The sequence below is a fragment of the Roseofilum sp. Guam genome (assembly GCF_017746735.1).
Taxonomy (GTDB): Bacteria; Cyanobacteriota; Cyanobacteriia; order Cyanobacteriales; family Desertifilaceae; genus Roseofilum; species Roseofilum reptotaenium.
Window position 1 is genome coordinate 81143 of record NZ_JAGHZN010000011.1, and the last position, 21791, is coordinate 102933.

Below are 21791 nucleotides of genomic sequence, written 5' to 3' on the forward strand. Positions count from 1 at the left end.
TTCCAGTGAAAGGAAGGATTACTTCCTTTATGGATTTTAGAGTTTATTGAGGTTTTTTTGGGTCTGATCTGCTAATTAGACCCATCAACATGCTTCCTATTTGACCATAAATAGTCCCATGGGGGAATGGCATGGGGCGATCGCCTCTTCAACTCTTTTAAACTAAAAGGTAGTAGATTGAAGGAGACACATTCATGAGTACAGAGCGCTGGGATGATGAGCGGTTAGACCGTTTAGCCGATCTGATCGAAAGCAATAGTCGTATGATGGCAGCTTTAACCCAGGTCTCAGCAGAAGGGAGGGAAGAGCGGCAACAGTTATTTGAAATGGCTAAGAACCACAATCACCTGATCGAAAGTAATGCTCGTGTGATTCAAGCTCTAGCCAATGCTGTAGTAGAAGCAGGGGAGGAACGGCAACAGTTATCTCAAAGAATGGATCAACTCTTGGAGAGAATGGATCGACGACAAGAAGAGATTCGCGGATTGCAAACGGAGAATCGTCGTATCTTGGATATCCTACTCAATCAACAGGAGCGAGAAGATGATGCTACGGATGACTGAAAATCGCACCTAACTGATTACAAACTAAAGTCACCTAGAGCATCTTGAATCGCTTTTTTTTGCTCCACATCATATCCCCAGCGCTCCAGAAAACTTTGATACTCTCCTGTTCCAGTTTGGGCACTTTCACAGAGCTGTTTGGCTCTGGTTTTAACTTCGGGAAGTTGGAGTTGATCGATCAGATGGGTCGTACGCTCTTTGACTTGTTGGGAATTGCCTGCCATCTCCAGGTTTTGATTGCGTGTATGGGTAATCGCCATGGCAGTAGACATCGCTACATTTTTGACCAGCAATTCACTGACGATTTCTGGAGAGGTCTGTAATCCTTCAATTACGCCAGAAGTGGGCCGATCGCTCACCGATCGCTTGTCGGTTAGATAGGTGACAAAAAATCCTCTGGCTCCGTTTTCCGTCTTCACTAACTCATGGACAGTAGTTTGAATGACATCTTCGCTTAATTCTTCCTTTTCCAGGAGGTCAAGAAACGTTTGAGTGACGGCGATCGCCTGTTCAAAGCTGACATTTTCTGGCACAGTTAAGGAGGGATAAGACATAATCTCAAGTTTAATCGCGATCGTTGACCTTTCGGTATCGGAAATTCTAAATATTGTTATTTTACTCTGCCGTTTGTCACTTGCCTGTTGTCTTTTCGCATTTACTCCCCAATTATGGCCATTGAGTCTTCCTACCAATCCTCTCCCGATCCCAAAAAACGGCGAATGCGTTCAGGTCGCAAAAACTACCAATCCCAGCGCCAAGAACCGGAGATTGATGAATCCCTATTACAACCTGAAGCGAACTTAGAGGAAACGGACAAACAGGAAGAAAAGTTACGTCCCCACCGATTAGCCGATTATGTGGGACAAAAAGACCTGAAAAGTGTATTGGAAATTGCGATTCAAGCAGCGAAAGCGAGAAAAGAACCGCTGGATCATTTATTACTCTATGGTCCGCCAGGATTGGGCAAAACCACGATGTCCTTAATTTTAGCAGCCGAGATGGGCGTAACCTGCAAAATTAGTGCTGCCCCAGCTTTAGAGCGTCCCCGCGATATTGTCGGCTTATTGGTGAGTTTGCAAGCTGGAGATATCCTGTTTTTGGATGAAATTCACCGTCTTTCTAGGGTAGCGGAAGAATTACTATATCCAGCGATGGAGGATTTTCGCTTAGATGTTACCGTTGGTAAAGGGAAAACGGCGAAAACACGCAGCATTCCCCTGAAACCGTTTACTCTGGTAGGGGCAACCACGCGAGTGGGGGCGTTAACCTCTCCGTTGCGCGATCGCTTTGGATTACTGCAAAGATTGCGCTTTTATGAGTTAGATGAATTAAGTATAATTGTTGAACGGGCGGCTAAAGTTTTAAGCACAGAAATCACGCCCGAAGGAGCGACGGAAATCGCACGGCGATCGCGCGGCACTCCCCGCATTGCCAACCGTCTTTTACGCAGAGTCCGGGACTATACCCAAGTCAAACAACTGGGTACAATTTCTGAAGAAATAGCGGCTGAAGCCATGGAACTCTATGATGTCGATCCTTGCGGTTTAGATTGGACAGATCGACTGATTTTAAGTGCCATGATTGAGAATTTTAGCGGGGGGCCCGTAGGTTTGGAAACTCTAGCTGCTGCGACAGGAGAAGATGCCCAAACCATTGAAGAAGTGTATGAACCTTATCTCCTGCAAATAGGTTTTTTGCAGCGCACCTCTCGCGGTAGAATCGCCTTACCTGCGGCTTGGAAGCACTTGGGATATACTCATCCGGATGAACCGTATTAAGCACTTTGCTCTAGTAGTGGGCACTAGCCAATGGGACAAGAGAGTTGATTTTCCATCCAGGCGATCGCTAAGTTTTCATCAACCGGTTTAGAAAAGAAATAGCCTTGAAAATACTGACATCCTAATTCTTTGAGTTTTTCAAAATCTTCTTCTGTCTCTACTCCTTCAGCGATGACATCCAAGCCTACGTCAGAGGCAATGAGTAAGATCGCTTTAATTAAATTCCACTGTTTCTCTTTAAGGAAAAATCGGTCTATTTTTAGACCATTTACCGCCAAATTTTTGAGGCGACTCAAAGAAGAATAACCGGTACCAAAATCATCAATATCAAACTCAAATCCAAAATCCCTCAATTCTTGAATGGTATTGGTCGCCACCTCCAGATTTTCCATTAACATGGTTTCCGTGATTTCTAAACGAATTTCATGGGGACTAATGTGTAACTCTTGAATTAAGGATTTTAACTGTTCTGAAAACTGAGGATGAAGCAACTGGAGAGGAGACAAATTCAAATTCATGAGTAATGAATAATCTGAGGGCAGTTTATGCTTCCATCTCTTAAGCTGACTGCAAGATTGACGAATCACCCACTGGCCAATATCATGAATCAGACCCGTTTCTTCAGCCACTGGAATAAACGTAGCGGGTGAAATCAAACCTTTCCCTCCATGATGCCAACGAATTAAGGCCTCAAAGGCCATTACTTTTCTAGGAGATAAAGAGACAATTGGCTGATAAACGAGGCTTAACTCTTGTTTATCAATTGCTTGCTTGAGATCGAGTTCTAATTGAATTTTTTCTAGATCTTCTTTCTTAAACAGGGTTAGGGGAAGGGTGGGTTGCTGTTCAATGGTTTGAGCCAAGCGCTCCAACCGACCAATATTTTTAATGGCCATGGACAACATATACTTGCCTTCTGCTGATTCTGGGGTAACATGGCCACTTTGCATCAGCCGAACCACACCTCGAATGGAGGTTAGAGGTGTGCGAAGTTCGTGACTCAGGAGCATAATTGCTTCATCCATCGAGAGTTCAGGGTGGAAATCCGGGGGAGTGGATTGAAGATGTTCTTTATCCATAATCGCGATCGCCCCAATGAGTTAGTCGTTTAGTCATGATCACCTTTACCTTAGAGAGGAAATATGAAATTCTTGTGAAAGAATCAGCAATCCTTCGAGCCTTGCGAAGCCCCAAATTGCAATCAATTTTACTTAAATTAGACTCAGTGATAAACGCACTAATCTGAATCATTCCTCTGTTTGGAAATTTAGAGCTTCCTCGATTTGATTCGGTAATTCCAGTGGATCAAAAGGCTTGATCAATACCCCAACACCTCCGGATGCAGCGGCTTCACGACGAGTCATTTGAACTTGAGCAGTCAACCAAATCACGGGAATATGCTTAGTTTTAGGATTTGCTTTTAAGAGCTTTAGAGTTTCTTTACCGTCAATCTCAGGCATCATCACATCCAATAGAATGACATCGGGTTGGTGTTTTTGGGCCAACTCTACCCCTTCATATCCAGATGCTGTACCCGTTACCCGCCAACCTCTCAACTTTTCTAGGCTAATCCGAGCAATTTCTCGAATGTCCATTTCATCATCGATCATTAATATATGTTTGCTTGCCATTTGAGGAAGAACGCCCCGATCAGAGCTAGGATATATAGATTTAATTAAATTTAATAACTAATTCTCACCCTACACTGTAAGTGATAAATAAGGCAATAGCTAACGACTCCCAGTTTCGTAGACCTTCAAAGGGGTTAGAGCATGGCCCTTGTAGTTGCCTTCACAAGGTACAATGGAGCAGGTTCACTTTTGGGGAAAATAATCCTCAGCTTTCCAGTGGGCCTTCCATTGTCCCTCCCTATTCCCCTCTGGATTTTGGAGGGAGTCGTCCACCTTACTTCCTGAAAAGAACCTTGTCCAATAGTCAAGATAAGAGTAACATTAGTAACCTTATTTGTCCTCCAGAGTCGGATATCCAATATCGGAGTACCGGTTTAATTTGGGGACGATATATCCCTCAACCTGATGAGAATGGCTTCCAGCTCAAAGGATTAATTGTTACTGAGGATAATCAGTTCTTCCCCGCTTCCATCCGTTGGGGCTATTTCTTTAAGTGGCTGGAAAAAGATGATAATTTGGAGCAGTTCCATTGGTTTCGCTGTTGGACTAAACCCGATCGCGAAGCGGGCTATCATTTTATTCTTCGCAATGCCCTGAATCCCATCCCAGAGAACCTCAGTGGTGATGTCTTTTCAGTACGGGGACAGATTATTTTTAATTATGGGGGCAAAATTGCAGTTCGTATTAATCCCAATCGGAAAGATCCCAGCTCTAAGCTAGAAAAGCCATTTAAGTTAACGTTTCAGGGGATATTACCGAGCGAACCGAAAAATACTTTAGGGGAGTTTTGGGATTTTATGTTGGGGCGTGAGGGCAAGACATTGGTTGTCCTCGAAGCCAGAAAGATCAAAGATCGATTAAAAGATAGAAAACCAAAAGGGAAGGGTAAACCCAGTGGGAAGCCTTATCCATTGAAACCGAAGCCAGCTTCTCAAGAGTCTGATTCTGAGTCCGTTGCTTCCGAATCGTCTGCGTCTGAAGTGGCTACGGAACAATCCTGAGAATCATGACCCGGAATTTGCTTCCCTGGGAATACTAAGTATTGCGGTTAGTTCAGGCTATCGAGTAGGCTTTCAATGGGTTGTCGCTCTAGATCTCGACCAATGAAGACGAGGCGGGTTTGTCGGGGTTCATCGGTATTCCAGGGGCGGTCGTAGAAGGTATCAAAGCGGTTTCCAACGCCTTGGAGAACTAAGCGCATGGGTTTATTGGGGACTTGGACAAAGCCTTTAATCCGGTAAACTTCGTGGTTTTGGACAAATTGTTGTAGGGTTTGGGTGAGTTGCTTGGGGTCGAAGGTGCGATCGCACACGACCTCAACTGAATTAATATGATCGTCATGCTCATGCTCTTCTTCATGGTCATGGTGACTGGGACGAGAGTCTAGATTATCCTCAACAGCAGCATTAAAGCCTAATAAGACTTGAGAATCAATTTGACCTTGATGACAACTCACTTGTTTCACAGCAGGCGAAACTTCCTGTTGTAACCAGTTTTGTACTTGTTCTAAGCCAGGTTCATTGACTAAATCCGTTTTCGTCAATAAAATCAAATCCGCACAAGCTAATTGATCTTCAAATAATTCCTCAATCGGAGTTTCATGATCCAAATTTGGATCGGCTTTTCTCTGCTCCTCCAGTGCGTCTAAATCTCCCACTAAAGTTCCCGTGGCTAAAGCATGGGTATCCACCACCGTCACCACCCCATCTACAGTTGCCCCATTGCGAATTTCCGGCCAGCGAAACGCTTGAATCAGAGGTTTAGGTAGTGCCAGTCCAGAAGTTTCAATTACAATCGAATCGAGTTGATCTCGTCGCTCCAATAGCTTTTGCATGGTGGGATAAAATTCTTCTTGCACCGTGCAACACAGACAGCCATTGGTGAGTTCCACAATATTATTATTGGGGTCTTCTTCTTCATCGCACACTTGACAGGAGCGCAACAAGTCCCCATCAATGCCAACTTCACCAAATTCATTGACTAAAACGGCGATTTTGCGCCCTTCCTGATTTTGGAGTAAATTGCGAATCAGGGTCGTTTTCCCTGCCCCCAGGAATCCAGTGATAATGGTTACGGGAATTTTATGCATGATTCTGTGCCTCGCAGAATGGTGATTAAACAGACTCACTTTGGCGGGCATTCTGACTTAGAGATGATGTAGATGTTTTCCATCTCCTTACAGTTGCGGGACAGTGTTGGATTTGCACCAAGCTTTCCCCGTTACCTCTGATGGCTGCTCCCCATCAGAAATCGTTGATTATACCATAATTTCAACCCCATTCATTCCCCGTAGGGGCGGGTTATACCAAAATCTAGGATACAAATACATCAATTGTGTAAACCCGCCCTCACCACGAGCCAGTGCTTAATATTGCTCTAATCCTGATATACTCATGGATGGGGTCGATCGCGATCGTCACGGTAACATCCGGTCATCCCTAACTCAATCCTACATCCCCTTGGAGAAGACTATGGAAGAGGTAGAGACTCGTTTTGAGGTGCGTTTGATCCAACTTTCGGAACAGGTGGATCGGTTAACGACAGAACAGGAAGATCTAAAAGCGCAGCTTGCCCAGATGAAAGCATCTGGTTTATCCAATACGATACCGGCGAAACCCGCTCCCCCTGCTGACACTCAACCCTTACAGTCAGAAACTCAACTCGATGCACCCTCAGATGACATCCCCTTACAATCTTCTTCTGGACAAGATTATCTACGGTTAGATTTTCTGTTCAGGAATGGACGCTGGGAAGAAGCACACGAAGAAACATGCCTACATTTGGTTAAGGTGGCACAAAAGAGGTCTTTGGGTTCCATCCCTCAAGATGACTGGAAAACTATTTCTTCTGAAGATCTACAGATTATTGAGCGTCTTTGGCTCAAATATAGTCATGGCAAATTTGGCTTTAGTCTTCAAAGTCAATTTTATAAGCAAGTGGGCGGTAACCTGGAATCTAGAGATGTAGTCTTTCAAGATCTGGGACATATTGTAGGTTGGTATAAAGATCGGCGTTGGATTGGGTCTCATGAATTGATCTTTGATCCTGAAAAAGCAGTAAAAGGACATTTACCTTATCTACGAGGAGTAGCAGCATCTAACTATAAAATTTTTCTCTTTCGTGAAGAATAGTCTCAATTTCCAGCCATTCCAGACCTTGAAATACAAACGAGACAGTTTGCCGAAAAAGAACGGATTAGATCTTCTGACTTGTACAAAGAAGAAGTTGCCAGGGAACTAGAAGAAGAGCGAGAAACTCTCATCGATGCCTTTTTAAAGGACAAATTTACCGAAATTGATGAAGAACTCTTAGCCATCAAGCCAAAAATGATCGCCCTTCCCACAGGGAAGTTTGCCAACGCATTGCTAAAACTCGGTCAATGGTCTCGCGAACAACTTCTAGAATACTTACAAACCTGATTAGAAACCGAGTTTCTAGCCCCATAGGGTGCTTATCTTGTAGGGGTTTCATTAAACCGCGATTCGGCATGTAGGGGCGAACGGCCGTTCGCCCCTACAGATTCTGAATACTCATTTAAAAATGCTATAGATTGTGGGAACTAAAAATGCTTTTCCAATCCTCCAACGTGCGCGGAATTTCCCGAACTTGAGGACGGAAAGAAACGGGTAAACTGTGCCATGCTTCCCAGAGGGTGGGGACACCTAAACCGATTTCAGTGAGCAATTTCTGTTGAGAAAAAACGGTTTCTGCATCTCCTTCTAGAATGAGTTGCCCTTGGTTGAGAATGATAAACCAGTCTGCCCATTGATAGGCGAAATCTAGGTTATGGGTGGCGATCGCGATCGCTGTTCCCTTTTGTTCGATTTTGTGTAACTCTTGGAGTAAGGTTTGCAGTTGTTGCGGGTCTAAATAAGCAGTGGGTTCGTCGAGTAACAGCAGTTTAGGTTGTAAGACCATCACTCCAGCTAGGGCAACCCGGCGCTTTTGTCCTAAACTGAGGTGGTGGAGGGGAGTGTGGGCAATTTCGGTGAGTTGGAAATCGGCGATCGCCTGTTCCACTCGGTAGCGAATTTCAGGCTTGGATAACTTTAAGTTACACAGTCCATAGGAAAGGTCTTCTGCTACCGTTCCTGCGACGAGTTGATGTTCTGGATTTTGAAAGGCTAATCCTACATTTTGCCGCCATTGTTTCAAGGTTTGGCGCTGATAATCTAGGGGGTTTCCCTGCCAGAAAATCGTTCCTCGGTCTACGGGATATAATCCTGTCATCAGTAAAAACAAGGTAGATTTTCCGGAGCCATTGTGCCCTAAAATCACAGTTCTCTGATGGGGTTGAATCTTAAGGCTCAGTTGATCAAATACTCCATGAGCCTGTCCTGAATAGTAATAGCTCACGTTCCTGAGTTCGAGCAAATTAGAGTTATCCATGTGCTATTCCTGACAGTTCTAGAGACAGCAAGAGGACAAATCCGAGGAGGGCTTCCCATTCGTAACGGGGCGATCGCTCATACTGTTTCATTGACAAAACTGTAAATTTATGCTCAAATCCCCGTGCGATCGCCCCTAAAGAAAAGCGATGATAATCCGTTAAGGTTCGATGTAACAATTGCCGAATCAACAAACTCACACTGCGCAAACTTTGGGCAAAATTGCCATATCCTCCCCGCGCTTTTTGTCCCAGTCGCAGGTCAGAAACGGTCTTTTGCAACACCCAAATCAGCCGATACATCAGTAAAATTAACTCTAGCAACAGTTCTGGAAAACGCCACTGACGTAATACTTGAACTATCTCCACCATTGGAACCGTGAGCATCAAGAAAAAGAAACAGCAGAGACAAGCCACTGCCCGTAAAATCAGCCGCATAAACAAATCCAAGACCGTTTGCGAAATTGACCAATACAGAGATCCGGTTGACCAACCAATCAGGAGTCCAGGCACCTCTAAATGACCACTCTCTACCGTCTGCACATCAATTAGAAATGCCAAGGAACTCATCAACACAAACGTAGAGCTACCCAGAAGTAATTTCAGATAAAACTTCATCGGGATTTTAGCGTATCCAATTGTCCAAACGGCCATCCATAAACTGAGGGCAATTTGCGTCAGAGGTTGACTCACCAAAGCGAACCCCAACATGAGCAAAGAAAACCCCAGTTTTTGACTTGGAGGTAACCGATTTAAACCATTTTGATACGCCCAAGTATCAGTCGGTAGCGTCATTTTCCCCAGAAGGATGCGACTGAGAACGTCCCCGATACCATCCGATTCCGTATCCGATAATTCCTGCACCAAGAGCCGCTTGCAGAGCAAATAGCAAACTCTCTGTTTCGCCACCGGGCGGTTCTAACATGGGTTCAAACCAGGGTTCATATTGGGGATTGACTTCTGTAATGACTTCCTCAGCTTGGCCATCGGCTCCCCCAAATTCACTATCCTTAATCGTCATTAAGGGAAAGACAGTTATCCCGATAATTACCAATAATAACAGACCGTTTGGCCATTGATTTTGCTGTATTTTCATACCTGTTCAGATTTCATTAAATTCAAAAGTTTTAATTCCGGTTGAGAATAGGATAGTAAGCTATTCCAAACCATGACAGTTAAGAGTCCTTCAATAATTGCTAGGGGGATTTGAGTCACGGCGAAAATGCCCGCAAACTTCAGAAAAGCGACCCAAATGCCTCCATTTTCCACGGGAAACGCCAAGGCTAATTGTAAGGAAGTGACCACATAAGTCGCTAAGTTTCCCAACCCCGCTGCCAGAAAAACGGCTAGGGTTTGCCGTTGACTGATCGACATGACCAAGCGATAAATACCAAAAGCGACAAATGGCCCAATCACAGCCATAGAAACGGCATTGGCACCTAATGTGGTGATGCCTCCATGGGCTAAAAGTACAGCTTGAAATAAGAGTACCAAAGTTCCCAAAACGGTCATGGTTGACGGGCCAAATAATACCGCTCCTAAACCCGTTCCTGTGGGATGGGAGGAACTACCTGTCACTGAGGGAATTTTGAGCGCTGAAAGTACAAAAGCAAAGGCTCCAGATAAGGCGAGGAGGAGTTTCAGTTCGGGATTTTTTTGTACGGTTTGGTTAATGCGATAGAGTCCTAAGCCAAAGAAGGGCAGAAAAACAACCCACCAAAAAATGACCCAAGGTAGAGGCAGAAATCCTTCCATAATATGCATCGCTTGGGCAGGTGCGGGGAAGAGTGATAATACGAGGGTAAAACTGAAGGCGAGAAAACCAGCCATCAGTCGAAAAAGAAGCTTGCGATCGTTCATAGACTATAGCGCGTCGCGCTGGTAATGGGTAATGGGTAATAACCAACAAGAAGTGTTGAGGGCGAACTTCAGTTTCTAGTCCACACAATGCAGCAAGATACCCCTAACTTTCCCTATCGCCTTCCTTTTTTAAGGCGGGGTTGGGGGTATCGATAAAGTAACTAGAAGCAATAAACTTGTGACATGATTCTGTACCTCGCAGAATAGTGATTAAAGAGACTTACTTCGGCGGGCATCCTGACTTAGAGATGATTTATGATGTTTTCTATCTCCTTACAGTTGCGGGACAGTGTTGGATTTGCACCAAGCTTTCCCCGTTACCTCTGATGGCTGCTCCCCATCAGAATGAGTTATCATACCACAATGTAGGGGCGAAAAACTTTTCGCCCCTACAACCATGTCTCATTCTTATTGAAATCAACTATAACTCGGATTCAAAAGCCTCTAGAGACTGACTACTAACCGCTGGCACGAAAAGCCTCTCTAGTGCTTCCAAGTCTCTAATCTGACTCACTTGCTCCCTCAACGACGAGGGAATCTCCCCAAACCTCACTTCTAGGACATGAACAAGAGAGAGTTGTAAACCTTTCTGGATTCCAAAGCGCTCCACACTGGTAATATAAGGCATTTGATTCTCCTTCTTTATTCTGTCTCGTTAGGCATCAAGGAATTCAACTCGGATTCAAAAGCCTCTAGAGATTGAATGCTAACTACTTGCACCACAAGCCTCTCTAGCGCTTCCAAGTCTCTAATCTGACTCACTTGCTCCCTCAACGATGAAGGAATCTCACCAAATCTCGCTTCTAGGACACGAACAAGAGAGAGTTGTAAACCTTTCTGGATTCCAAAGCGTTCGACATTGGTAATATAAGGCATTTGATCCTCCTTCTCTAAACTCTCAACTTCTGTCCACAAACGCTGCTCTTCTTTTGCTGGTAGGGCAATCAACCAGTCAATTAGGCGAAATAGTTCTACGATATCATTTCGACTTAGTCCCCGTTGATAGAGGCTTTTCACCAATTGTAATTTGCGCTGATAGTTTTGTTGTACATCCTCTCCCATTTGTTGGGCAGCCCGGTGAGCAGCAACTATAGCAGCAAAAGGATTAGAATTATGCTCCAATTGACTCAGATCGTAATCCAAGAGTTTGACCATGGGAAATTTTAACAGGGCGCGACATCCCCATAACTTTTTTTGATACTGAGTGGGTCGCCATCGAGTTTGTTCATCAGCTAGGATGGCTAAACTGGCAACGGAGCGACGGTAAGTGTCAAAAATCCGGCTGTGATACAGGTACATGCGTTCAGCAAATTTACTTTGGCGCTGGGATTGAATTTCAATGTGAACCAAAACCCAGGTTTCCGTGCCGTCAGTGCGCCAAACTTTGACTAATTTATCCGCATCTCGTTTTCCGGTTTCAGTTTCCCGTTTGATTTGTTGCAGTTCGGTATCGAGAAATTCAAAACCCCGTTGCCAGTTGATGTCAGCAGCGATGTTGGGGAAGAAGAATTCTAGGAAGTCGCGAAAGTATAAGGAGATGGCTTCTTTCCAGGGGGAGTCGTAATCCGTCATTTGAATTTAACTTGAATGAATCATGATTACGTTATCCTGTATTCCTCTATCTCCCCCATCCCCTTTTTCGGTATCCTAGAGGATGGTTAACTTTTATTGATATACCATGCCTGTTACCGAGTCTCCCTCTGCGATCGCCCCAAACCCCACGTCCTCCCGAAACTTTCCCTTAACTGCTGTTATCGGCCAAGAAGCCATTAAACTGGCGCTGCTCCTGGCTTCTGTCGATCCGGGTTTAGGAGGAGTGGCGATCGCCGGTCGTCGCGGTACGGCAAAATCAGTCATGGCTAGAGCAATGCATGACCTGCTTCCGGCGATCGAAATCGTCAAAGACTCCTTCTGGAACCAAGCTCCCCATGATTCATTACATCCAGAAGCAAACACAGAAACTGAAATTATACCCGCGCCCTTTGTGCAAATTCCCCTCGGTATTACCGAAGACCGGCTCTTAGGATCGGTGGATGTAGAAGAATCCGTTAAGCAAGGAGCTACCGTCTTTCAACCGGGACTGCTGGCAAAAGCTAATCGTGGCGTTCTCTACGTGGATGAAATCAACCTTCTGGATGACCAAATCAGTAACCAATTGCTCACTGTTCTCAGTGAAGGACGCAACCGCATCGAACGGGAAGGGATTAGTATTGAACATTCCTGTCAAGCCATTCTGATCGCCACATACAACCCGGAAGAAGGTTCGCTTCGGGAACATCTCTTAGATAGGATAGCCATTAGCCTCTCTGCTGATGGTGTTCTTGGCCTCGATCAACGGGTAGATGCCGTGAGCCAAGCCCTGTCCTACACCCAATCTCCCCAAGCTTTCCTAGAAAGCTATACGGAAGAACTCGACAACCTGAAAACCCAAATTTTACTGGCGCGGGAATGGCTCAAAGATGTCACCATTACCCCGGAGCAAGTAAGCTATCTGGTTGAGGAAGCCATTCGGGGAGCCGTGCAAGGTCATCGGGCTGAACTCTTTGCGGTGAAAGTGGCTAAAGCAGCGGCTGCCTTAGAAGGACGCACGGAGGTGAGTGCAGAAGATTTACGCACCGCCGTCCAACTGGTGATTGTGCCCAGAGCAACCGTAATTCAAGCCCCACCTCCGGATGAACCTCCACCGCCTCCTCCTCCCCCGGAACCTCCCCAAGACCAAGATCAGGATCGGGATGATGACGACGAAGATCAAGAAGAAGAGGACGACGATCCCCCAGAAGAGAATGAACCGGATGAACCCAGTGTCCCGGAAGAATTTATCTTCGATCCCGAAGGGGTCGTTCTCGATTCCAGCGTGCTTTATTTTGCTCAAATGGCCAAACGGCAAGGAAAATCGGGGAGTCGTACCCTGATCTTTACAGACGATCGCGGCCGCTATGTAAAACCGATGTTACCCAAAGGTAGAGTCCGTCGCATTGCCGTCGATGCCACCCTGCGAGCAGCCGCTCCCTATCAGAAAGCCAGACGCGCCCGCAACCCCCACCGCCGTGTGATTGTGGAATCGGGTGATGTGCGCTCTAAACGGTTAGCCCGCAAGTCTGGGGCGCTGGTGGTTTTTGTGGTGGATGCGTCGGGTTCTATGGCGCTCAACCGGATGCAGTCAGCGAAAGGTGCGGTGATGCAACTGCTCACGGAGGCCTATCAAAATCGCGACCAGGTGTCCCTCATTCCCTTCAGAGGCGAGCAAGCGGAGGTCTTGTTACCCCCCACCCGTTCGATCGCCTCTGCCCGCCGTAGACTGGAAGTGATGCCCTGTGGCGGCGGTTCTCCCCTAGCCCATGGTTTGACAACGGCGGTGCGCGTGGGCATGAACGCCCAACAATCCGGCGATATTGGTCAAGTGGTTCTAGTGGCAATTACGGATGGTCGAGGGAATATTCCCCTGGCACGTTCCTTGGGTGAACCCTTGGAAGGGGAGGAAAAACCGGATATTAAGAACGAGTTATTAGAAATTGCAGCTCGTATTCGTGCCCTGGGGATTAAGCTGTTGGTCATTGATACGGAGCGCAAGTTTATTTCCACAGGATTTGGTAAGGAGTTAGCAAAAACGGCGGGTGGGAGTTATTATCATTTGCCCAAAGCAACGGATCAGGCGATCGCCGGCGTTGCTCGAAGTGCGATCGCCGATATCAAAGCCAGATGATGGGGTAATGGGTAATCGGTAATCGGTAATCGGTGATTGATTCTCTCCGTGTCTCCGTGTCTCCGTGTTTCCCAATCCCCCAATCCTCCATCTTCCGGAAGCAACCTCAACCCCCCTGTATGGAGCAACCAGAAGGGTTGAGGATTTCTGCTTATGTCTAGAAAAACTTGTCTGACGGATTGTTCCCAAAATTATTGTCCTTTTGTGCAAGATCCCAAAAACCCCCGTCGCTATGTTTGTCTCAAATGTGGGTTAGAGCGCTCTTTGGATAGATGCGATCGCGATTATCGAGAGGATGAAGGCGATCGCCCCTCTGCTGCGATCCTTGCCCTCCTCAGTGTGATTGTGCTGTTAATCCTCCTTTAGATTAAGCAAACTGGGTAATTATTGGAAACTCCACGGAGCTTTGCGCCACAATATAAAATATGGCTTTGTAATAGACGTTTCATTGAAACACCCATGAGTAACAGTTCAAACTTTCTCAATGACATTCGTGAAGCAAAGGGACAACTGGTTGTTGGACCCAATGTAATTCCTAACGCCCTTCCCTATGTCGGCGGAGGCTTGGTTTTAACCGCTCTCGGAACCTATGGTGGCTTAACCGTCATCCAAACTAACCCCGGTATCTTCATGCCCAGTTTTATTGTGGCCATGATTGCCGAGTTAGTGCTTTTCTTTGTTGCTAGAGGAGTTGCAGAAAAAGCCAATAACAGCACTGCTCTCCCGTTGCTGGCAACCTATAGTCTCCTGTCTGGCTATACCCTGAGTGGCTTAGTTTACGTTGCCCTAGGAACCGAAGGTGTAGGAATGCAAGGTATTGCCTTCGCTGCTCTCGGTTGTGGAGTCGCTTTTGTCTTCGCTCGCCAAATTGGATCGAACCTCTCTGAGCAAGATGGTTTGGCTCTAACCCAAACGATTCAAATGGCCTTAGTTGCCTTTGTCGTGGTTATCTTAGCCCAAGTTATCTTTTCTCTCTTTGGCGTTTATACCCCCAACTGGTTAGAAATTGCCATTTCTGGTTTTGGCGTTTTCCTCTTCTGTGGCGTTGCCGTAGTAGATTTCTTTATTCTCCCCCGTACCTATCGGGATGAGCAATATCTATCTGCCGCTCTGTCGATGTACCTAACGTACATTAACTTGTTTGTGTTTATCTTGCGCCTGCTGATTGCAATTTTTGGCCGAGATTAAGCCATTCACTGTCGATTAATGTGAATTAACATAAAGGCGGGTTAGCTGGAGGGGTTTCAGCTAACCCGCATCCTTTAGGTCAACACATCTATAGCGCGAAGTGCTATAGATGACTGAATTCTAGAAAAGATCTTTTTTCTTCTTTTTCTTTTTCTTACTGAGGAAATTTTCTTGAATAAATTTATAGCCTTTTATCCCTTTTTCGCGTAAGTTGGCAACCTCTTGATCGCTTAAGTCATTTTTCTTTGATTTATAGATCAAGTCAGAAGTTTCTTTACTGCTCAAACTGTTGGTTGCTAGTTTTTCAACGGTTGAAAAGCTTTTTTTTAAGCTCTTCCTGGCTTTCTTGGAATTGAGTAGGTCATCAAGCATGAATGTTTTTTAGGGGGTAAGTGAGTTTAATGCGTTAGAGGGATGAAGGTCAAACCTTCAGACTGACCCTCAAGATTGTAATGATTACTGGATATACTCTACAATGTCTTCGGTCGGATAGCGAACTTTGGGTAGTTGGCTGTATTTATCGTCTTCAGCACGATATCCAGCAGGACAGAGGAGAACTGAATGATAGCCTTTTGCACTTAATCCGAGGATTTCATCGTATTTATCGGGGATAAAGCCTTCCATGGGACAAGCGTCTACCCCTAGCATAGCAGCAGTAGTCATGAATTGACCGATCGCGATATAGACTTGCCGAGTGGACCAATCATCGACATTAAATTGATCGGGCGATCTCCCCAAAAACCCTTTAACCATCTTCCCAAACCCTTCTAGTTTTTCGATGGGGGTATTTCGTACTTGCGCCATATATTCGATATATCGCTCTGCTTCTGCTACACCAAAGTCTTTTTTAATTGCCAATACGACTAAATGGGAAGCTTCTACAACTTGGGTTTGTCCCCAAGAATGCTCCAGTAACTGCTGGCGCACAGGAGAGTCTGTGAGGACAAAAAATTTCCACGGTTGCAGTCCAAAGGAAGAAGGAGTTAGGACTAAGCTTTGCTCTAGGACGTTCCATACAGGATCTGGGATTTTGCGCGTCGGATCGAATTTTTTGGTGGCATAACGCCACTGGAGTTGATTCAGGACGCTATCAGCGGAGACGGTATCAACAGTCATAGGTGTTTTCTCAAGAATGTTTAGTGCGATCGCATTGATTATCCTACCGCAGGGCTTAACCGAACAGAATCACTACCTCTAAACTTTCTGTTGTGCAGGGGGAACAATTCGGCGTTGGGATAAATTGCGATCGATCGTTTGCAGAAGTTTGAGGTCTTCTGGGGGTAAGGAATAGGGACTAAGAGGGTGTTGTTTGAGGAAGCAAAAGGCTTGTCGGAAGTCGTAACCCGTGGCACGAATGGGGGCACTAAAGTGACAGGGAATCAGACGCTGAAAGTCCCAGCGGGCAACTTTTTCAGACCAATTTAAGACTTCTTGGGGAGCGCGGTTGAGAATCAAAGTTTGTAGAACAGGAGCGACCCAGAGACGATTTTTCAGGGGTTGAAAGGCTTGTTTCCAATTGGCTTTCCAATTGAAGGGAAAGAGACCGAAGTAGGCTTTTTTAGACCGGTCTGGGGCGCTGATGACTTTTTTTAAAACCGTTGACCATTTGGGAGTTTCAAGGACGCTGGGTTGGAAATAGAGGGCAAACAGACAAATGCGTTGCCATCCTTTGCGACGGTTTTCTGGGGTATCTTGAATGGGATCTGAGGCGCTGTCTTTGGCGTGAAAGAGGAGAGGATAGGGGTCAAATTGGGCGATCGCTGGTGGCTGTTCAGAAAGAGAGATAATGGTATCCGTGACGCAGACTGTACCCGTAGCTCGGTGGAGCAGGGCAACTTCTTCAAACTGTCCCGGCCCGAGGTTAATCGGCCCGAGAATATGGTAGTCAAATTCAGCACCAAAGGGGGCTTGACGGCTGTCCGTAGGCAAAATATGGGTGCGGTTGCCCGGTAACCCCAGCCAGGTCACCGGTAAATTGAAGGGAAAACTCCATTGGTGGGGAGCAATAAAAACCTGAGCTTGGGGGAAATGACGGGCAAAGGGGCCGACAAAGATTTTATGTTCGAGTCCCGAAACCGTGGGCAGGATAATATATTTAACATCTCCATGGAGATCGACTAATTCATTCACCAATCGCACACATTCGGGAGTAGGTGCAACCGGTGCATAGACCAGTAACCCCCCAGAGGAGAGTTTGATAATCGTCATGCGAATGGGAACGACCACGTAGAGAATGCCTTGAAGCTGGTCAAACGTCCAGATGGTGTCTTGGACGACTTCTTGGCGCAGGGTTCGCCGTTGACCGTAGGGATAGAGAGGTAAGAGGGGCCAAAAGGGCCAAGATAGGTCACTCAAGGGGGGTTGAACGTTAGAGATTAAACAGGGAATGGGGAGATAGGATTAAAAGTTTATTGTTTCAAAAAGAAGTAGACCTGCCCAAACTGCCTTTTATATTGTCTCATAGCTTGGAACTCTGGAGCTATGGTGCGGGAGGGGTTGGAGTTGGAGTAGGGGTAGGACTCGGACTCGGACTGGCTGGGTTAATGAGAGTATTCAGTTGATTTTGAGTTTGTTGTAGTGCAGCATTTTGCTGTTGATCGACGGTTTGTTGGCGTTGCTGTTCTTGCAAGAGTTGTTGTTGAGTTTGGGTAAGTTGGGCCGCTTGGTTTTGTGCTTGTTGCAGTTGTTGAGCCAGTTGCGCTCGAGCTGCATCTTGCTGTTGATCGAGGGTTTGTTGCTGTTGAACGTAGTTTTGGAAGCTTTGTTGTTGTTGAGTGACCTGTTTTTGTAGGTTAGAGATCGCCTCTCCCACATTAACTTGATTCGCCCCAAATCCGATAATCAATTGTCCCGTTGTTAAGATTTGACAGCTCAGATTCCCAGATACACCCACTTGACCCAGTCCTGGGTTAATTTGCACCCCTCTAGAGCTATTCAGGTTCATGGTTCCCGTAGATTTTAGGGTCATATTATGCCGGGTATCATCAAGAATGTAGTGATGGCCGCCTCTAGTCTGAATTTCGATGCGCTGGTTGCGGTCATCAAAACGGATTTTGTTTTGGCCGTTGGTGGTAATTTCCAGGGCGCGATCGCTATCATTGAGTTCTATCTCATGACCGGCACTACTGCGCAGATAAATCCCATCTCGACTAGCATATTGGTCTTCTTCCACAAACTGCAAGGTATGGCCACTAGGCGTTTTGAACGTTCTTAAGCGCACTTTTCCGCGATCGGAAATCGTACGATTGATCGGTTCTGGCGGTTTATCCTGCCCATTCCACAACCCACCAATAATATAAGGACGATGCACATCCCCATGTTCAAACGCCACCAACACCTCATCATTAATTTCCGGCAAACAATCAAACCCCCGATATTTACCTCCACCCACGCTCACCACCCTAGCCCACTGACTCGCATGGGCACTACCATCGGGTTCCGGGTTCAGCGTCGGAAACTTAACCCGCACTCGCCCCAACCCCTCCGGGTCTCGATTATGCGTCACAATGCCCACCATCAACGTTTGCCCCGGCCGTAAACGATTTTGCGGCGATAAAATATCGAAAATCGACCCTCCTCGCAATCCCCGAATACTAAATTCCGTTGTATAAACCCCCTGATAATAGAGATGGCGAGTTTCCGTCACATAATACCTGCCACTGTAGCGCCCCATCTGGGTTAGCTCAATCACCTTACCCACCTGAATCAGAGGATTCCCTTGAGCATGGGCATCCGCATAGATAAACTCCCCCCCCAACTCATCATAAATCGCTTGAGCCATGCGATCAGCCTCATCCGGACTAGCCACCGGTTTATCCACCACAATTAGCCGAGGAGACGGTAAATTAGAACCAAAGTTATCCTCAATAAAATGGATACTGCTGTCATTTGTATCGCTCGTATCCACGATTCCCTCACCCTTTCCCTCCACATTCGTGATCAGATTGTGGCGATCAACCTTAGCCACAATCGGCTTTTTATACCGATAATCCCAACTCCGTACCTCAACCGCATCCACCTTCTCAGAACTCGTCACCCGCACCCGAAAACTCTCCACCTCCGTCAACCAAGCCAACTGCAACACCTCACTCTCCGTCGGACTGCGGAAATGCAACGTCCCATTCTGCACAAACAACTCAAACCCAATTCGCGCCGCCCTCTCCCGCAAAAACTCCATATTCGTTTGATTTTCCTGGAAAACATAGGGGTGAGTCTTGCCACTATCATCAATATGCCCCTCCTCTATCCCCATTTCCTTAGCAACTTTCCGAACGATATCGCTATCCGTATAATCCTGAAACGAACGATTAAAACGTCCGCGATGCAAACGATGGGATAAATCATAGCCTCGAATCACAATCGGCGCTTGAGTCGTATTCGTAAAATGGGTTTCCATCCCTGTAATTTCCCCATCAATCAACCAATCCTGATTCGCCTCTTCATTTTCCTCCGACGTACTGCCAATAAAACCAATCTTAACCTTTTTTCCAATTTGAATTAAAGGATCGTGTTGCCAAGTTTGTGTCTCATCATCCAACGGACTATACGGATTATTAATAACCAGCGTAAACATTCCCGGTAAATGCAAACTCTCCTCCACAGAAATTTGCAAAATATCCCGCATAAAACTACTCATCTCCTCCTCAGTTGCTCCCTCAATCTCAACCATAGGAGTCGAAACAAACAGCGTTTCATCACTCATACTCGTAATTCCTCAAAAAACCAATCCACTCAATATTAAGTAGCGCCTTGAACAAAACTCTGGCGTTCGCTAAACTTACGACTAGCCACCCCTAGATCAACCTCTTTCAAGTTTAAGGTTACCACAGCTCTGACCGGTACTCCATTAGGCCGAAACATATTCAAACTATAATCCAAAGACTCTACCATGCAGCGCATATAAATCTTATCTCCCCAAATAAAATAAAACACAGGAGGTCGTCTTAACTCAATCGCTTGTTTGGATAGATTTTCTGAACCATATTCCTCCAAACCATAGACATCAACACCACTAATAGACTTCGTAAACGAAGAGAGCATAGAATCTCCGAGCGAAACCGCCAAGGTTCGTTCTTGATAAGAATAGTTCTTTCCATTCACTGTAACTTTTTGTTCATCAAATGGATCTTTAAATGAACTAAAATCCACCGCATCTAGAAGGGGTTGAATTTGCGTTAAAACATTAGTTCCCGACTCATAGGTATCAAAAATTAAATTAGACAAAGTTAGTTTGTAGGGTTCCACAAATCCAAAATTCACTTTCGGCAAGCCCCGTTCCGTTCTTGCCCCTTGCATATCTTCAATCTTAACACTCCGATTAAATCGTAATTCCTCTGGATTAAACATAAAGCGAATAATACTGCTCGCTTCCCCATCCCTCGGAATCAACGCCGCTTTAACTAAACGTACATCCCCTTGTAGAAACTGCTGTTGATAGAGTTGGAGTGCAGCCTTCTGCTTTTCAGCCTCGACTATATCATAAATATTTTCTCGTTCTTTGTCTGCGGAGATCGCTGCCTCCATCATCAGTAGATCTGCACCCGTTAGTACCGCTCCCTTAGTCGCCGACGTTAATGCATCCGAAAGTCCCATTGCCCACCTCCTTAATCCTTAACCCTTCCTATTTAACCAAATCACCAAGGCAAACGACCAGAGTAAAAAGAGCCATAGCGCTCTTGCTCAATAGTCAATCGTTGACGAATCAATCCATAAACCTCCCTAGCCAACAATTCAACCACATCCGTTTTATCTTCTTCCTTTTCTTCCTCCTCTTCCATTTCTGTTGTAACATTTTCTGAATATTCGTAAAGTTCTGTTTCGTCCTTACTAATAGGTTTTACCTCACTCGCTTTACGTCGAGAAACCTTTTCCTTTAATTCACTTCTCGCCTTTAAAGACTCTTGAATCAACTGCTCTAAATTCCTAGGTTTATTCGTAAAATCACTACTAGAAACCTCCCCACTAGCACTCATAGAAATACCTGAAGGCAAAAACATAGACTGTTTAACATTCAGCATTTTTTTACTTCTCCCTAAAATTCCCCTATTCCTCATCAAACCATCTCCAGAATTACCCAGACGACCTTGCAACACATTGTCTGAAGCAGAAAGTTCACTTAACACACTACCCTCAGAATTTAATATAGAGTCATTAATTTCTTCTATTCTTTGTATTGATGGCGTTGGGTTTTCTGAGGCAAGTGCACCAGAAGAATCAGGTGTTTCTTCTGTTCTTTGAGGCGAGGGAGTTGAGTTTTCTGAGGCAAGTGCAGCAGAAGAATCAGTGATAGCTTCTGCTCTTTGAAGTGAGGGAGTTGGTTGTTCTGAGGCAAGTACACCAGAAGAGTCAGGTGTTTCTTCTGTTCTTTGAAGTGAGGGAGTTGAGTTTTCTGAGGCAAGTGTGCCAAGAGAGTCAGGTGTTTCTTCTGTTCTTTGAGGCGAGGGAGTTGGTTGTTCTGAGGCAAGTGCAGTAGGAGAATCAGTGATAGCTGCTGTTCTTTGAAGTGAGGGAGTTGAGTTTTCTGAGGAAAGTGCAGTAGGAGAGTTAGGTGTTTCTTCTGTTCTTTGAAGTGAGGGAGTTAATTTTTCCGAGGAAAGTGCAGCAGGAGAATCAGTGATTTCTTCTGTTCTTTGAGGCGAGGGAGTTGGGTGATTTGAGGTGAGTGCAGCAGGAGAATCAGTG

Annotated in this window: 23 protein-coding genes, 1 pseudogene and 2 riboswitches; of the genes and pseudogenes, 8 read left to right on the forward strand and 16 right to left on the reverse strand. The window is 45.7% G+C overall.

Translation table 11 applies throughout. From position 1 onward, the window contains the following. The first annotated feature begins 194 nt into the window (after nucleotides 1-194). Nucleotides 195-563, forward strand: a complete 369-nt coding sequence (locus tag J7529_RS05640; RefSeq protein ID WP_318728178.1) for a hypothetical protein — start codon at nucleotides 195-197, stop codon at nucleotides 561-563. 17 nt (nucleotides 564-580) lie between these two features. Here J7529_RS05640 and J7529_RS05645 read toward each other — a convergent pair whose 3' ends face one another. Further along, nucleotides 581-1117: a hypothetical protein gene (locus J7529_RS05645; RefSeq protein WP_318728179.1), complete on the reverse strand. Its 537-nt coding sequence runs from the start codon at nucleotides 1115-1117 to the stop codon at nucleotides 581-583. Between the two features lie 114 nt (nucleotides 1118-1231). On the opposite strand from J7529_RS05645, the gene ruvB reads away from it, so the two are divergent. Beyond that, the gene (ruvB, locus tag J7529_RS05650; protein ID WP_318728180.1) at nucleotides 1232-2341 is read left to right on the forward strand and encodes a Holliday junction branch migration DNA helicase RuvB; all 1110 of its coding nucleotides are present in this window, start codon (nucleotides 1232-1234) and stop codon (nucleotides 2339-2341) included. Nucleotides 2342-2364: 23 nt separating this feature from the next. Here the strand turns inward: ruvB and J7529_RS05655 are convergent, their stop codons facing one another. Both J7529_RS05655 and J7529_RS05660 read right to left on the reverse strand, forming a co-directional pair. Further along, the gene (locus J7529_RS05655) at nucleotides 2365-3420 is read right to left on the reverse strand and encodes a putative bifunctional diguanylate cyclase/phosphodiesterase (RefSeq protein ID WP_318728181.1); all 1056 of its coding nucleotides are present in this window, start codon (nucleotides 3418-3420) and stop codon (nucleotides 2365-2367) included. A 168-nt stretch (nucleotides 3421-3588) separates the two neighbouring features. Beyond that, nucleotides 3589-3951: a response regulator gene (locus J7529_RS05660; RefSeq protein WP_318728182.1), complete on the reverse strand. Its 363-nt coding sequence runs from the start codon at nucleotides 3949-3951 to the stop codon at nucleotides 3589-3591. Between the two features lie 314 nt (nucleotides 3952-4265). Between J7529_RS05660 and J7529_RS05665 the strand changes: the two genes are divergently transcribed. Beyond that, a complete protein-coding gene (locus J7529_RS05665) occupies nucleotides 4266-4973 on the forward strand; it encodes a hypothetical protein (protein ID WP_318728183.1) in 708 nt (235 codons plus the stop codon). Nucleotides 4974-5020: 47 nt separating this feature from the next. Here the strand turns inward: J7529_RS05665 and cobW are convergent, their stop codons facing one another. Next, a complete protein-coding gene (cobW, locus tag J7529_RS05670) occupies nucleotides 5021-6061 on the reverse strand; it encodes a cobalamin biosynthesis protein CobW (RefSeq protein WP_318728184.1) in 1041 nt (346 codons plus the stop codon). Between the two features lie 24 nt (nucleotides 6062-6085). Then, nucleotides 6086-6235: riboswitch (cobalamin riboswitch) on the reverse strand. A 130-nt stretch (nucleotides 6236-6365) separates the two neighbouring features. On the opposite strand from cobW, the gene J7529_RS05675 reads away from it, so the two are divergent. Next, nucleotides 6366-7103 carry a GUN4 domain-containing protein gene (locus tag J7529_RS05675; RefSeq protein WP_318728185.1) on the forward strand — a complete coding sequence of 246 codons (738 nt, stop codon included), beginning with the start codon at nucleotides 6366-6368 and terminating at the stop codon, nucleotides 7101-7103. A 78-nt stretch (nucleotides 7104-7181) separates the two neighbouring features. Beyond that, on the forward strand, nucleotides 7182-7391 hold the full coding sequence (locus J7529_RS05680; RefSeq protein ID WP_318728186.1) for a hypothetical protein: 210 nt from the start codon (nucleotides 7182-7184) through the stop codon (nucleotides 7389-7391). Nucleotides 7392-7515: 124 nt separating this feature from the next. On the opposite strand, the gene J7529_RS05685 is transcribed toward J7529_RS05680, so the two are convergent. The 6 genes from J7529_RS05685 to J7529_RS05710 form a co-directional block, all read right to left on the reverse strand. Continuing rightward, the gene (locus tag J7529_RS05685) at nucleotides 7516-8361 is read right to left on the reverse strand and encodes an ABC transporter ATP-binding protein (RefSeq protein WP_318728187.1); all 846 of its coding nucleotides are present in this window, start codon (nucleotides 8359-8361) and stop codon (nucleotides 7516-7518) included. After that, nucleotides 8354-9154, reverse strand: coding sequence for a cobalt ECF transporter T component CbiQ (gene cbiQ, locus J7529_RS05690; protein WP_318728188.1), 801 nt, complete (start codon nucleotides 9152-9154; stop codon nucleotides 8354-8356). Before cbiQ ends, J7529_RS05685 begins: the two co-directional genes overlap by 8 nt. After that, nucleotides 9138-9455: an energy-coupling factor ABC transporter substrate-binding protein gene (locus J7529_RS05695; protein ID WP_318728189.1), complete on the reverse strand. Its 318-nt coding sequence runs from the start codon at nucleotides 9453-9455 to the stop codon at nucleotides 9138-9140. Before J7529_RS05695 ends, cbiQ begins: the two co-directional genes overlap by 17 nt. Beyond that, entirely contained in the window at nucleotides 9452-10189 is a 738-nt protein-coding gene (locus tag J7529_RS05700) for an energy-coupling factor ABC transporter permease (RefSeq protein ID WP_318728190.1), read from the reverse strand. Before J7529_RS05700 ends, J7529_RS05695 begins: the two co-directional genes overlap by 4 nt. A 239-nt stretch (nucleotides 10190-10428) precedes the next feature. Continuing rightward, a riboswitch (cobalamin riboswitch) is annotated at nucleotides 10429-10569 on the reverse strand. 71 nt (nucleotides 10570-10640) lie between these two features. Continuing rightward, complete coding sequence (locus tag J7529_RS05705) at nucleotides 10641-10847, reverse strand: hypothetical protein (RefSeq protein WP_318728191.1); 207 nt, start codon at nucleotides 10845-10847, stop codon at nucleotides 10641-10643. 14 nt (nucleotides 10848-10861) lie between these two features. Beyond that, entirely contained in the window at nucleotides 10862-11791 is a 930-nt protein-coding gene (locus J7529_RS05710; RefSeq protein WP_318728192.1) for a hypothetical protein, read from the reverse strand. A 106-nt stretch (nucleotides 11792-11897) separates the two neighbouring features. Here J7529_RS05710 and bchD point away from each other — a divergent pair, with 106 nt between their 5' ends. The 3 genes from bchD (at nucleotide 11898) to J7529_RS05725 (ending at nucleotide 15110) form a co-directional block, all read left to right on the forward strand. Continuing rightward, nucleotides 11898-13922, forward strand: a complete 2025-nt coding sequence (bchD, locus tag J7529_RS05715; RefSeq protein WP_318728193.1) for a magnesium chelatase ATPase subunit D — start codon at nucleotides 11898-11900, stop codon at nucleotides 13920-13922. Between the two features lie 153 nt (nucleotides 13923-14075). Next, nucleotides 14076-14288 carry a hypothetical protein gene (locus J7529_RS05720; RefSeq protein WP_318728194.1) on the forward strand — a complete coding sequence of 71 codons (213 nt, stop codon included), beginning with the start codon at nucleotides 14076-14078 and terminating at the stop codon, nucleotides 14286-14288. Between the two features lie 93 nt (nucleotides 14289-14381). Beyond that, complete coding sequence (locus J7529_RS05725; RefSeq protein WP_318728195.1) at nucleotides 14382-15110, forward strand: Bax inhibitor-1 family protein; 729 nt, start codon at nucleotides 14382-14384, stop codon at nucleotides 15108-15110. A gap of 120 nt (nucleotides 15111-15230) precedes the next feature. Here J7529_RS05725 and J7529_RS05730 read toward each other — a convergent pair whose 3' ends face one another. The 6 genes and pseudogenes from J7529_RS05730 to J7529_RS05755 form a co-directional block, all read right to left on the reverse strand. Continuing rightward, on the reverse strand, nucleotides 15231-15482 hold the full coding sequence (locus J7529_RS05730) for a hypothetical protein (protein ID WP_318728196.1): 252 nt from the start codon (nucleotides 15480-15482) through the stop codon (nucleotides 15231-15233). A gap of 84 nt (nucleotides 15483-15566) precedes the next feature. Beyond that, complete coding sequence (locus J7529_RS05735) at nucleotides 15567-16226, reverse strand: NAD(P)H-dependent oxidoreductase (RefSeq protein ID WP_318728197.1); 660 nt, start codon at nucleotides 16224-16226, stop codon at nucleotides 15567-15569. Nucleotides 16227-16304: 78 nt separating this feature from the next. After that, nucleotides 16305-17465, reverse strand: a complete 1161-nt coding sequence (locus J7529_RS05740) for a DUF4336 domain-containing protein (protein WP_318728198.1) — start codon at nucleotides 17463-17465, stop codon at nucleotides 16305-16307. 124 nt (nucleotides 17466-17589) lie between these two features. After that, nucleotides 17590-19812 (reverse strand): VgrG-related protein, encoded by a 2223-nt coding sequence (locus J7529_RS05745; RefSeq protein ID WP_318728199.1) that lies wholly within the window; start codon nucleotides 19810-19812, stop codon nucleotides 17590-17592. A gap of 35 nt (nucleotides 19813-19847) precedes the next feature. Continuing rightward, the gene (locus tag J7529_RS05750; RefSeq protein ID WP_271936466.1) at nucleotides 19848-20702 is read right to left on the reverse strand and encodes a hypothetical protein; all 855 of its coding nucleotides are present in this window, start codon (nucleotides 20700-20702) and stop codon (nucleotides 19848-19850) included. Between the two features lie 41 nt (nucleotides 20703-20743). Next, a pseudogene (locus J7529_RS05755) lies at nucleotides 20744-21791 on the reverse strand (hypothetical protein); the annotation flags it as partial.